15 protein-coding genes are annotated in these 11432 nt (G+C 70.5%); 7 read left to right on the top strand and 8 right to left on the bottom strand.

The features are described 5' to 3' along the window. The first annotated feature begins 126 nt into the window (after window positions 1-126). Window positions 127-1155, top strand: coding sequence for a MinD/ParA family ATP-binding protein (locus tag BN976_RS02200; RefSeq protein ID WP_051558255.1), 1029 nt, complete (start codon window positions 127-129; stop codon window positions 1153-1155). An 18-nt stretch (window positions 1156-1173) separates the two neighbouring features. Here BN976_RS02200 and BN976_RS02195 read toward each other — a convergent pair whose 3' ends face one another. Further along, window positions 1174-1353: a hypothetical protein gene (locus tag BN976_RS02195; RefSeq protein ID WP_036367575.1), complete on the bottom strand. Its 180-nt coding sequence runs from the start codon at window positions 1351-1353 to the stop codon at window positions 1174-1176. Window positions 1354-1402: 49 nt separating this feature from the next. Here BN976_RS02195 and BN976_RS02190 point away from each other — a divergent pair, with 49 nt between their 5' ends. Both BN976_RS02190 and BN976_RS02185 read left to right on the top strand, forming a co-directional pair. Continuing rightward, window positions 1403-1717, top strand: coding sequence for a DUF4229 domain-containing protein (locus BN976_RS02190; protein WP_036367573.1), 315 nt, complete (start codon window positions 1403-1405; stop codon window positions 1715-1717). Between the two features lie 76 nt (window positions 1718-1793). Continuing rightward, on the top strand, window positions 1794-2207 hold the full coding sequence (locus BN976_RS02185; RefSeq protein WP_036367571.1) for a nuclear transport factor 2 family protein: 414 nt from the start codon (window positions 1794-1796) through the stop codon (window positions 2205-2207). 3 nt (window positions 2208-2210) lie between these two features. On the opposite strand, the gene BN976_RS02180 is transcribed toward BN976_RS02185, so the two are convergent. From BN976_RS02180 to BN976_RS02150, 7 genes are all read right to left on the bottom strand, one after another. Further along, window positions 2211-2930, bottom strand: coding sequence for a hypothetical protein (locus BN976_RS02180; protein WP_036367569.1), 720 nt, complete (start codon window positions 2928-2930; stop codon window positions 2211-2213). Beyond that, window positions 2927-3838, bottom strand: a complete 912-nt coding sequence (locus BN976_RS02175) for a vWA domain-containing protein (RefSeq protein ID WP_036367567.1) — start codon at window positions 3836-3838, stop codon at window positions 2927-2929. The genes BN976_RS02180 and BN976_RS02175 overlap by 4 nt, the downstream gene beginning before the upstream one ends. Next, window positions 3835-4779, bottom strand: coding sequence for a hypothetical protein (locus tag BN976_RS02170; protein WP_036367566.1), 945 nt, complete (start codon window positions 4777-4779; stop codon window positions 3835-3837). The genes BN976_RS02175 and BN976_RS02170 overlap by 4 nt, the downstream gene beginning before the upstream one ends. After that, a complete protein-coding gene (locus BN976_RS02165; protein ID WP_036367564.1) occupies window positions 4770-5243 on the bottom strand; it encodes a hypothetical protein in 474 nt (157 codons plus the stop codon). The genes BN976_RS02170 and BN976_RS02165 overlap by 10 nt, the downstream gene beginning before the upstream one ends. Then, window positions 5233-6093 carry a DUF58 domain-containing protein gene (locus BN976_RS02160; protein ID WP_036368995.1) on the bottom strand — a complete coding sequence of 287 codons (861 nt, stop codon included), beginning with the start codon at window positions 6091-6093 and terminating at the stop codon, window positions 5233-5235. Before BN976_RS02160 ends, BN976_RS02165 begins: the two co-directional genes overlap by 11 nt. A 13-nt stretch (window positions 6094-6106) precedes the next feature. Further along, on the bottom strand, window positions 6107-7111 hold the full coding sequence (locus BN976_RS02155) for an AAA family ATPase (protein ID WP_036367562.1): 1005 nt from the start codon (window positions 7109-7111) through the stop codon (window positions 6107-6109). Between the two features lie 114 nt (window positions 7112-7225). Continuing rightward, the gene (locus BN976_RS02150; RefSeq protein ID WP_036367561.1) at window positions 7226-8095 is read right to left on the bottom strand and encodes a 1,4-dihydroxy-2-naphthoate polyprenyltransferase; all 870 of its coding nucleotides are present in this window, start codon (window positions 8093-8095) and stop codon (window positions 7226-7228) included. Between the two features lie 42 nt (window positions 8096-8137). On the opposite strand from BN976_RS02150, the gene BN976_RS02145 reads away from it, so the two are divergent. The 4 genes from BN976_RS02145 (at window position 8138) to BN976_RS02130 (ending at window position 11388) form a co-directional block, all read left to right on the top strand. Further along, complete coding sequence (locus tag BN976_RS02145; protein WP_036367559.1) at window positions 8138-8350, top strand: hypothetical protein; 213 nt, start codon at window positions 8138-8140, stop codon at window positions 8348-8350. Then, a complete protein-coding gene (locus BN976_RS02140) occupies window positions 8343-9131 on the top strand; it encodes an S-methyl-5'-thioadenosine phosphorylase (protein WP_199558877.1) in 789 nt (262 codons plus the stop codon). The genes BN976_RS02145 and BN976_RS02140 overlap by 8 nt, the downstream gene beginning before the upstream one ends. Then, window positions 9128-10174 (top strand): NAD-dependent epimerase/dehydratase family protein, encoded by a 1047-nt coding sequence (locus BN976_RS02135; RefSeq protein ID WP_011778155.1) that lies wholly within the window; start codon window positions 9128-9130, stop codon window positions 10172-10174. The genes BN976_RS02140 and BN976_RS02135 overlap by 4 nt, the downstream gene beginning before the upstream one ends. Window positions 10175-10257: 83 nt before the next feature. Further along, a complete protein-coding gene (locus BN976_RS02130; RefSeq protein ID WP_036367555.1) occupies window positions 10258-11388 on the top strand; it encodes an NAD(P)H-dependent flavin oxidoreductase in 1131 nt (376 codons plus the stop codon). Window positions 11389-11432: the final 44 nt, after the last annotated feature.

Here is an 11432-nt window from a genome sequence, read left to right as displayed (position 1 = left end):
GAGCCGACAATTGGGCAGAAGTCGGCTGAGCCGACAATTGGGAAGAAGTCGGCTGAGCCGAGAGGGGACTGACTGTTGGCTGACGCACCGGGCAGTTTTCGGGCACAGCAACGGTTTTGCGATCCGATGGCACCTGTCCCGGCCGAATGGACGGCGCCGACGCCCCCGGAGGGGGCACCACCCGTCCTGACCGCCGACCCGGCGCCGTATCTGGACCTGTCGACGGTCGCGCTGCTGGGCAACGCGCACCGCGGTCCGTCGGCGGGCTGGCGCAAATGGCTGTACCGGGCCTCCGGCCGGCTGATCGACGTGGGCGAGAGCCCGAAGGTGATCCGCCGCAACACCCTTGTGGCGCAGGTGCAACGGCCGCTGCGGGGCTGCTACCGGATCGCGATGCTGTCGCAGAAGGGCGGCGTCGGCAAGACGACGATCACCGCGACGCTCGGCGCGACGTTCGCGGCGACGCGCGGCGATCGGGTGATCGCCGTGGACGCCAACCCCGACCGCGGCACGCTGAGCCAGAAGGTGCCGCTGGAGACGCCGGCCACCGTGCGTCACCTGCTCCGCGACGCGGAGGGGATTACCGCCTACAGCGACGTCCGGCAGTACACGTCGCAGGGGCCCAGTCGGCTGGAGGTGCTGGCATCCGAAAGTGACCCCGCGGTCTCGGAGGCGTTCAGTGCGGCGGACTACTGCCGCGCGGTCGACGTACTCGAGCGGTTCTACAGCGTGGTGCTCACCGACTGCGGCACCGGCATGCTGCACTCGGCGATGTCCGGGGTCATCGACAAGGCGGACGTGCTGGTGGTGATCAGCTCAGGTTCGGTGGACGGGGCGCGCAGCGCGTCGGCGACCCTGGACTGGCTCGACGCTCACGGACACGGGGACATGGTCGGCAATTCGATCGCTGTCATCAACGGGGTCCGGCGCGGGGCCGGGAAAGGCGCGGGCAGGGTCGATTTGAACAAGGTGGTCGATCATTTCGCGCGGCGCTGCCGTGCGGTGTGTCAGGTGCCGTTCGACCCGCATCTGGAGGAAGGTGCGGAGATCAGCCTCGACCGGCTTCGCGCCGACACCCGAGAATCGTTGCTGGAGTTGGCCGCAGCGGTGGCCGACGGTTTTCCTGGAGCGCGGCGTACCGACCCGGCCGGTTAGCGACCGTGTGGTGCGCGGTCAGGGCCGAGGTTGGTCGGGCCGGGGCTGATCGTCGCGCGGATTGATCCGTCGCAGAAATTCCGGATCGTCGTCCGGTCCGATCACCCGGGTGCGCGGTCGGTTCGCGGTCATCCGGGCCACCCGCCAGCCGACGTAGACCAATGCGGCCAAGACGAGAATCAGGAGCAAATACGCCACTCAAAACCTCCTTCCTGTCAATATACGCGCCGTGGGTAGGCTCGGATTCGTGTCCGACGACCGACGGCCGGGATCCCGGCTCATTCTCGACCTGCTCGCCTACACCGCCGCGCGGCTGGTGCTCGTCGCCCTCGTGACCGCGGTGATTCTCGGTGTCGGGCACCTGATCGGGATCCGCGAGTTCCCCCTCGTGGTTGCCTTGTTGTTCGCGATCATCATCGCGTTGCCGCTGGGAATCTGGCTTTTCGCCCCGTTGCGGCGCCGCGCCAACGAGAGCATCGCGGTGATGGACGAGCGTCGCCGCCGCGACAAGGAGCAGTTGCAGGCCCGACTGCGCGGGGACGAGGACGGCACCGACTCCTGACATATATTGGCGCGAACGTAACGCCGTGACGTTTTGGTGGGCTTAGCTGAAGCCGTTCGCGGGTAACAGAAATGTCATGATTGATTCGCAGGTCATGGCCCGCCCCAGGGGCATGACAAACCCCAGAGGTATCAGTAGCCCCACGGCTATGGTCAGTGAACGGCTGTACAAACGTTGGATCGACGGCCTGTGGGCCGGCGAGCGCATCGCCGCCGATCTGGTGTCGTCGGATTTCGTGGGGCACTGGCCGACCCGCGACGTGCACGGACCAGCCGAGTTGCAGGCCATCGTCGACGAAACCCGCGCCGCGCTGAAGGAACTGCTGTTCGTGGTGGAGGTCGGCCCGGTCGTCGGCGGGGACATCGTGGCGGCCCGCTGGATCGCCACCGGTGCGACGGGCACCGGCCCGGCCCGTTTCACGGGCAACGACCTGCTGCGGATCGCCAACGGCCGGATCGTGGAGTACTGGACGGGTACCTCGCGGGCCTGACCGTCAGCCTGCTGCCGCGTCGCGCAGCAGTTGGCGTAGTGCTTCGAGCGGATCACTGCCGCGGTCGAGGTGACGGGCTTCCGCGGGATCGGACAGGTCGGGCACCGCGACCGGCGGCGCCGACGGGCCGACCGGTACCTCGACGGGAGGCGGCGCCGGTGGTGGTGCGAGGGGTGTCACCGAGCCGAGCGCGTCGATCTTGGCGGTGATCCGCTCGTCGGCGTCTTCGCGGACGGCCCGACGGGCGGAATCCGGGTCGGTGTTGCCGTCGAAGCAGCCTTGAGGGGCTTCGGCGATCACCGCCAGGGCGCTCTCATAGCGGTGACGGGCCGGCTCCGGCCGCGCCTCCCAGGCGTCGATGTCTCCTTCCGTTTCCCGGACCAGTGCCAGGTTCACCCGCACCGGACACGACCTGTCGGCCCCGGTGCGGGTGAGCGCGTTCGCGAACTGCGCGTCCGCCTCCTTGAGCCGGTCCTGAAGTACTGCGAGTCCGCCCGCCGCGGAGGCGGCGTTGGCCGGTTCGACCACATTGAGGATCTGCAGCAGCGACACATCGTCGTTCAGCGCGCCGACATCGCCGGACGCGTAGTGTGCGTGCGCCGAATTGCCTACCACGACAACGGAAATCAGCTTGACCGCGACGATCACCGCGACGAGTGCCGGCGGCGTGGACGCCAACAGCAGCCGCCGCCGCAACCGGATCCGGGCCGCAGGCCGTGTCACGTCGGCACCTCCCGCCGGGTGGTCCGGGCCCGCAGCAGATCCCGGGTGGTCAGGAAGATCTCGAGGAGCAGCAGCAGCGCGGCCAGCAGAGTGAACGCCCAGTAGTACTCGACGCGTCCGTCGGTGGCGGCCGGGTCACCCGGCACGGCGGACGTCTGTGCGGAATCGGGCCGCGGCAGCGCTTCCCCGGCGCCGCGCTGCACATAGGGCAGACCGAGTTGATCGGCGATGGCGCGCAGCGCCGGTTCCCCGGTGCCGTACCCGAGTACGGCACCGCCGTCCACCGGGCCGGTGTCGAACGTGCCCTGCGGGACCGTCGATTCGGGCGCCCCGGATCCGAGGTAGTACACCAGGTTGGGAGCGTGCGGGTATTGCTGGCCGGCGGCGATCAGCTGGTAGCGCAACACATTCGCCGCCGCGCCGGCGTTGACGTTGGCGGAGGCCGCGGTCGGACCGGCGTACGGGGTGAGCGCGTCGACGGCCGGTGTCAGGCTCCAGGTATCTGCGGACAGCGGCCACTCGATGGCAGGGCGGGACGCGAACGCGATGATCGCGAAACGCGCATCCGGATGGGCGGTGACCACTTCGTCGATGTCCTCACGCATTTTCGACATCCGCGGTGTGCCGTCGGAATCCGTGACGGCGGAGTCCGCGGACCGGTCCACCACGAAGTACACGTTGGCACCGGCGTGGCGGGGCTGCCCGGATCCCGGTTCGAGCGCGGCACCGCTGCCCGGGCGTGCCGCGGCGACCAGCAGCAGAAGCATCGTGACGGTCGTGGTGGTCCACCGCAGCGCCGCGCGGTGACCGGCCCCGGCGATCCGCCGCAGCGCCACCGCACGCAATCCGGCCAGCACCACCGCGACCACCGCCAGCACCGCGGGCGGCAACACCGGGTCGAACGTCATCGCCGCACCGCCGGCAGCGCCACCCCGAGCAGCGCCGCCAGCGCCAGCGCGGCCACCAGCACGGCGGCGGGGGAATCCTCCCGGGTGTCGAGGCCCTGGCTCGGCGCGGGCGGAGCCTCGGCGCGGACCGCGTCGAGCTGACCGTCGACCTCGGCGGCGTCGAACCGGAAGAACTGTCCGCCGGTGGCCTCGGTGGCCGCGCTGAGCGCGCCGGTGTCGCGGCCCGCGGTCGCGACGGCGTTGATCTGCACCCCGGCGTGCCGCGCCATCTCGGTGACCTGGGCGTCGGTGAACAGCGACGGCCGGTCGTCGCCGGGGGCGCGCAGGGTGCCGGGACCGAGGTAGATCAGGGAACGACGGGTGTCGCCCGGCCCCGGGAACCCGGTCAGGCACAGCGCGAGGATGTCGGCGACGGTCGGGGCGTAGTCGTCGTACTCCACCGGCACCGTGAACTGAGGCACCGCGGGGCCGCCGCGGGAGAATTCGGCGAGGCGTCCCGCGGCGAACTGGTAGTCGCGGGTCAGCGGCACCAGTCGGCGGTTCGCCGAGGTCAGCCCGATGCGTTCGGAACCGTATGTGGTGGCCTGCCGCGCGAAGTATCCGAGGAAGCGGCCGGTCGCCCCGTCGTCGGCCGGCGCCCCCACGCACAGCATGAGGTCGTCGCGGGGCTCGGAAGCGTCGGCGTCCCAGAACGTTCCACCGGGGCGGGCGGTGGCCAGCACCGACGTCGCGAACAGCAGGATCAACAGGGTCAGGGCCACGACGGCGGCTCGCGTCCGCCTCCGCACCACGGCTCGGTACTCCGGCAGCGCGGTCAGGCGTGCGGTGTTGGCCAGCGGCAGACCGCTGTCCCCGCGTGCGGGCAGGAGTAGTGCCACCGCCACCGCAAGGACCAGGGCGCCGACCCCGACGGCCGCCACCGGCCACCATGTCAGCTCCACGATCGGATCAGTTCTGCCGTCCGGTCGCCCAGCCCGCCGACATCGACGGTCGAGGACCTGTCGAACTGCGCGGTGCCCAGGGCTTCCAGGACCGGGGCGGCGGCCGCCAGATCACCGGCCGCGAGCGTGCGCAGCTGCATGTACTGCGCCGGAGCGCCGGTGGCCTGGTGCAGGAAGCTGCGCAGCGTGTGGCTCAACTCCGCTCCGGCCCGGACCGCACCGAGCTCCCCGTCGCGGTAGCGGCGCGTGACGTCACCGGCGGTCCTGGCGTACCGGTAGCGCAGCAGCCGGCCGTGCAGCCTTCGTAGCGCGGGCGCACTGCGAAGACTGCGCGGCCGCATGGTCGCGACGAAAACCGTTGCATACCAGAGCAGGACGAGTAGCAGAAGGCCGAGTCCGAGCCACAGCCACACCGTTGAGTAGGACGGCGGTCCGCTGACGAACTCCAGCAGGTCATCCGGCACGCGACCACACCCTCGTCATCGCGGTGATGCGGCGCCGGATTTCGTCGGACCCTGCGATCGTCGCGTGCGAAATCCCACGGCCCGCCATGAACTCCGCGAGATGCTGGGTGCGCCGGTCCTCGGCGCGCCGGTACGCGGCGACCACGCGCGGGTCGACGGCGGCCGGGCCGAGTACCGGCCGGCCGGAGGCGACGTCGTAGCCCCCGCTCCCGGCCTCGACCGCGGGCATGTCGGCGATCATCGCCCACATCACGTCGTGACGGGCCGTCAGCCGGTCGAGGGCGTCGCCGAGCCGGTCGTCGGGCTCGGGTTCGTCGGACACCACGACGATCAACAGCGGATGACGGTAATGCGTTGCCACATAGCTCAACTGGCGCACGATGTCGCTCGGCCCCGGTGTCGCGGTGTGAGTGTGGTAGCCGGCCAGCATGCTCTCGATGTGGTTCTCGCCACGGCGCTGGCGGGCGCGCAGGCTGCCTCGGGCGTCGCCGTACACCATGCCGATCTCGTCGGCGCGGCCGAGAGTGATGAGCCCAAGGGCGCCCAGGACGTTCAGGGCGACAGCGCATTTGCGTTCGCCATCGGGGGCCAGTCCGCGCATGTTCCGGCCGGAGTCGGCGACCAGCAGGATCTTGTGGTGTTTCTCCGAGACGAACCGCTTGATCAGTACCGAACCGGAGCGGGCCGAGGCCTTCCAGTCGATGTCGCGCACGTCGTCACCGGGCACGTAGGGCCGGAGTTCGTCGAACTCCATTGTGCGGGTGTGTAACAGCGCGTGCCTGCCGCCTTCGAGCAGACCGCGGGTGTCGGTCCCGAAGCGAGCCCTGGCTCTGTTGAGGTGCGTGCCCACAAGGTGCCGCCGCTCAGGGAACCCGGACCGCGCGCAGCACGGCGTCGACCACCACACCGGGGGTGATGCCCGCGCTGGCCGCTTCGAAGCCGAGGATCAGCCGGTGCTGCAGCACGCGGTGCGCCAGGTCGGCGATGTCACCGGGCACCACGTGGTTGCGGCCCGACAGCAACGCCAGCGCGCGGGCCGCGGTGCACAACGCGATGGTGGCGCGCGGGCTGGCGCCGTACTCGATGAGCCGGGCGACCTGCCCGGGCAGGTAGTTGCCCGGTTCCCGGGTGACGCCGACCAGCCTGCTGGCGTACAGCATCAGGTCCCGGCTCATGTACACGTCGCGGGTGACCCGCTGCAGGCGGCGGATGTCGTCGAGGGTCGCCACCGGCCTGACGGGATGCGCCTTGTCGAAGAGCCCGGCGTCGAGGCGGGCGAGCACCTCGACCTCCTGCTCGGGCGACGGGTAGCGCACGATCTCCTTGAGCAGGAACCGGTCGGTCTGCGCCTCCGACAGCGCGTAGGTGCCCTCCTGATCGACCGGGTTCTGCGTGGCGATCACCAGGAACGGCTCCGGGATCGGGTAGACCACGCCCGCGATCGTGGTCTGGCGTTCCTCCATCGCTTCGAGCATCGCGCTCTGGGTCTTGGCGCTGGAGCGGTTGATCTCGTCGAGCAACACCACGTTGGCGTGCACCGGCCCGAGCTGGGTGACGAACGACGTGGTGGCCGCGTCATAGACCTGGGTTCCGATGATGTCGCTCGGCAGCAGATCGGGTGTGCATTGGATACGCCGGAACTGCCCGTCGATCGCCTCGGCGACGACTCGCGCCGCCGTCGTCTTGGCCAGCCCGGGCACGCTTTCCAGCAGGATGTGACCGCCGGTCAGCAGCCCGATCAGCAGCGTCTCGCGCAGATGCTCCTGGCCGACCACCTTGGCCGAGAACGCGTCGGCCAGCGCCGCGACGACACGCTGCGCCTCACGGGCGTCGTCGGTGGAGTCGCGGGGGAGCGGCGCAGCGTTCATCCCGCTGCATGTACCACGCGGATCGGGCGCGCAAACCGTCGCTCAGGGTGCTCAAACGCGCCGGATCACCGCGCGGGGCGAACCGGCCGCGCTGCTCGCGCAGGTGAAGCAGTTTCAGCCGAAGGCCAGCGCGACGGCCACCGCCACCGCCCAGACCAGCATCGTCAGCCCGGTGTGCTTCAACACCGGAATCAGATCCTTGCCGGCCGATCCGTTGCGCACCGGCTTGGCCGCGCGCACCGCCAGCGGCAGCGCCACCAGACCCACCGCGCACCACGGCGTGGCGAGCATCAGCAGCAGCGTCAGCGCGAACGCGACCACCATCAGCGTCTGGAACAGCGCACGGGTCTTCGTGTCCCCGAGCCGCACGGCCAGCGTGATCTTGCCGGACTGCGCGTCGGTGGGGATGTCGCGCAGGTTGTTGGCCACCAGCACCGCCGAGGACAGGCAGCCCGTCGCGACCGCGAGCGTCACGCCCACCCAGTCGACGCGCAGGGCCTGGGTGTACTGGGTGCCCAGCACCGCGACCAGGCCGAAGAACACGAACACCGCGACCTCGCCCAGGCCCGAATACCCGTACGGCTTCGACCCGCCGGTGTACAACCACGCCCCCGCGATGCACACCGCGCCGACCGCGATCAGCCACGGCGCCGAGAACCACGCCAGCACCAGTCCGGCGGCGGCGCCGACGGCCAGGCTCGCCACCGCGGCCGTCAGCACCGACTTCGGCGACGCGAGTCTGGAGCCGACCAGGCGCAGCGGCCCGGACCGGACGTCGTCGGTGCCGCGGATTCCGTCGGAGTAGTCGTTGGCGTAGTTGACCCCGATGATCAGGGCGACGGCCACCACCAGCGCGAGCAGTGCCTTCCACCACGATGCGGCCTCCAGCCACGCCGCGGCGCCGGTGCCGGCGATGACGGGCGCGACGGCGTTGGGCAGCGTGCGGGGACGCGCCCCCTCGACCCACTGGGCAAGACTGGCCACGACGGTAAGTCTTGCAGGTCGCGACCGTGGCAGACTGAGCGCATGGACGACCGGCTGAGCAAGACAGAGATCGGTAAGGACGCGGTTCAGGAGATCGTCGCGGCCGGGGCATCGGCGGTCGGCGAGGTCACCACGATCATCACGACGGCGGTCAAGGACGTCGCGAACGCCATCGGGGGATTCGCCACCGACGTGTTCGAGATCCGCGACGGCGCCCGGCGTGCCTCGCAGCAGGCCGACGAGGAGGATGCGTAGCCCGGTGCTTGGGGTCATCGGCGGCAGCGGCTTCTATTCGTTCTTCGGTTCCGACGCCCGGTCGGTAACCGTCGACACGCCGTACGGCCCGCCCAGCGCGGCGATCACCGTCGGCAGCGTCGGTGCGCACGAGGTGGCGTTCCTGCCCAGACACGGTGTCCGGCACGAGTATTCGCCCCACACCGTGCCCTACCGGGCCAACATGTGGGCGTTGCGCGCGCTCGGTGTGCGACGCGTCTTCGGCCCCTGTGCGGTCGGCAGCCTCGACCCGCAGCTGGGGCCAGGCGCGATGGTGGTGCCCGACCAGCTCGTCGACCGGACGTCGGGCCGGCCCGACACGTACTTCGACTCCGGCGGCATCCACGTCGGGTTCGCCGATCCGTACTGCCCGTCGCTGCGCGCCGCGGTGACGGGGCTGCCCGGCGTGGTCGACGGTGGGGCGATGGTGGTGATCCAGGGTCCGCGGTTCTCGACGCGCGCCGAGAGCCGGTGGTTCGCCGACCAGGGTTTCCGGCTGGTCAACATGACCGGCTACCCCGAGTCGGTGCTGGCGCGGGAACTTGAGATGTGTTACGCCGCAATCGCATTGGTGACCGATGTGGATGCGGGCGTCGAGCACGGGCAGGGGGTGCGGGCGGTGGACGTGTTCGCCGAGTTCGAACGCAACCTGGTGCCGTTCAAGCAGCTGGTGCACGAGGCCATCGAGCAGGTCGACGCCGAGCGTACGTGCACTCACTGCATGCCGCACGAGGGTGTGCAGTTGCCGTTCGATCTGCCATGAGGGTGCTGCTCACCGGTGCGGCCGGATTCATCGGCACCCGCATCCGGGAGCGGCTCATCGACGGGGGTCACGACGTCGTCGCCGTCGACGCGATGCTGCCCGCCGCGCACGGTGAGGACGCCGCGCCGCCCGACGACGTCGCGCGGGTTGACGTGCGTGACGCGGCGGCCGTCGCCGACGCGGTCGCCGGGGTCGACGTGGTCTGCCACCAGGCGGCTGTGGTGGGGGCGGGCGTGGACGCCGCCGACGCGCCGTCCTATGCCGCGCACAACGACTTCGCCACCGCCGTGCTGCTCGCGCAGATGTTCGGCGCAGGCTGCCGGCGGCTGGTGCTGGCCTCGTCGATGGTGGTCTACGGCCAGGGCCGTTATGTCTGCCCGGGTCACGGCGATGTCGACCCCGTCCCGCGCACGCGTTCAGACCTCGACGCCGGCGCCTTCGACCACCGCTGCCCGATCTGCGGTGAGCCGGTGGACTGGGCGCTGGTCGGGGAGGGCGCACCGCTGCGGCCGCGCAGCCTGTACGCGGCGAGCAAGGTGGCCCAGGAGCATTACGCGCTGGCGTGGAGTGAGTCGACGGGCGGGTCGGTGGTCGCGCTGCGCTACCACAACGTCTACGGCCCCGGCATGCCGCGCGACACCCCGTACTCCGGGGTGGCCGCGATTTTCCGGTCGGCTCTCGAAGCCGGCGATGTGCCAAGGGTTTTCGAGGACGGCGGGCAGATGCGCGATTTCGTCCACGTCGACGACGTCGCCGCGGCGAACGTGGCCGCCGTCGAAGCCGGAACCGAGGGTTTCAACGCGTTCAACGTGTGCTCGGGCAAGCCGGTGTCGATCCTGGATGTCGCCACCGCGCTGTGTGAGGCGCGCGGCGACGTCTCGCCGCTGGTCACCGGCCAGTACCGCAGCGGCGATGTCCGCCATATCGTCGCCGACCCGGCCAGGGCCGCCGACGTCCTGGGCTTTCGCGCGGTCGTCGACCCTGCCGACGGGTTGTGTGAGTTCGCGACCGCCCCGCTGCGGGGGCCCGCACTCCCGTCTTGACGCCCGAGGTCGCTCCTCGCGCAAGCGTGCTGTTACGGGGGCCCGCACTCCCCTCTTGACACCCGTCAAGCCATACTGGGCCGATGACGTCCACAGCGCTGTGTGAACAGTTCGGTATCGACTTCCCGCTCTTTGCGTTCAGCCACTGCCGCGACGTGGTGGCCGCGGTGACCAACGCCGGCGGTTTCGGCGTGCTCGGCGCCACCGCCTACACCCCCGAGCAGCTGGATCAGGAGCTGGCCTGGATCGACGACGCGGTGGGCGGTAAGCCCTACGGCGTCGACCTGATCGTGCCCGCCAAGTTCGAGGGCAAGGGCGAGAAGCTGTCCAGCTCCGACCTGGCCGCCCGGATCCCGCAGGCCTACCGCGACCTGGTCGATGACCTGCTGCGCGCCCACGACATCGAGCCCGAGCCGAACCGGCGCCTCGGTGGCTCGTCGCTGTCGGGCAACACCGGCCGCGAACTGCTCGACGTCGCCTTGACCCATCCGGTCAAGCTGATTGCCAATGCCCTTGGCGTACCGCCGGATTACATGATCGCGGCGGGCAAGGAACGCGGTATCCCGGTCGCGGCGCTGGTCGGCGCGAAGGAGCACGCGGTCAAGCAGGCCGCTGCGGGCGTGGACCTGATCGTCGCGCAGGGCACCGAGGCCGGCGGCCACTGCGGCGAGGTGAGCACGTTGGTGGTGGTGCCCGAGGTGCTCGAAGCTCTGGCCGGCATCGGCAGTTCCACGCCGGTGCTGGCGGCCGGTGGCATCGTCACCGGACGGCAGATGGCGGGCATGGTCGCGATGGGTGCGGCCGGCGCGTGGACGGGTTCGGTGTGGCTGACGACGGAGGAGGCCGAGACGGCGCCGCACACGGTGGCCAAGATGCTGGCCGCCACCTCACGCGACACCGTCCGCTCGGCGGGTCGCACGGGTAAGCCGTCGCGGCAGCTGGTCTCGGACTGGACGAACGCCTGGGTGCCGGCCAAGGACGGCCACCAGCCGTTGGGCTTGCCGCTGCAGTCGATGCTGTGCGAGCCGGTGATCCGCCGGATCGACGTGCTGGCCTCGCAGGGGCACGAGGGCGCGCAGGCGCTCGCGACGTATTTCGTCGGGCAGGGTGTCGGCCTGATGAACAAGGTGAAGCCCGCCCGCGAGGTGGTGCGCGAGTTCATCGAGGACTACCTGGCCGCCGCCGAACGCCTCAGTAACTCACTGCCCGACTGACTTCCCGCGAACGTGCGTCTGCGGTAGTTGCCGCGGTGCATTCA

Source organism: Mycolicibacterium austroafricanum, from assembly GCF_000612725.1.
Taxonomy (GTDB): Bacteria; Actinomycetota; Actinomycetes; order Mycobacteriales; family Mycobacteriaceae; genus Mycobacterium; species Mycobacterium austroafricanum.
This window is presented reverse-complemented; position numbering and strand designations above follow the sequence as displayed.

Bases quoted from the DNA above. Each gene is read 5' to 3' on its own strand.
- BN976_RS02130 (WP_036367555.1), top strand. From the start codon at position 10,258: ATGACGTCCACAGCGCTGTGTGAACAGTTCGGTATCGACTTCCCGCTC.
- BN976_RS02145 (WP_036367559.1), top strand. From the start codon at position 8,138: ATGGACGACCGGCTGAGCAAGACAGAGATCGGTAAGGACGCGGTTCAG.
- BN976_RS02200 (WP_051558255.1), top strand. From the start codon at position 127: ATGGCACCTGTCCCGGCCGAATGGACGGCGCCGACGCCCCCGGAGGGG.
- BN976_RS02185 (WP_036367571.1), top strand. From the start codon at position 1,794: ATGATTGATTCGCAGGTCATGGCCCGCCCCAGGGGCATGACAAACCCC.
- BN976_RS02155 (WP_036367562.1), bottom strand. From the start codon at position 7,111: ATGAACGCTGCGCCGCTCCCCCGCGACTCCACCGACGACGCCCGTGAG.
- BN976_RS02140 (WP_199558877.1), top strand. From the start codon at position 8,343: ATGCGTAGCCCGGTGCTTGGGGTCATCGGCGGCAGCGGCTTCTATTCG.
- BN976_RS02135 (WP_011778155.1), top strand. From the start codon at position 9,128: ATGAGGGTGCTGCTCACCGGTGCGGCCGGATTCATCGGCACCCGCATC.
- BN976_RS02175 (WP_036367567.1), bottom strand. From the start codon at position 3,838: ATGACGTTCGACCCGGTGTTGCCGCCCGCGGTGCTGGCGGTGGTCGCG.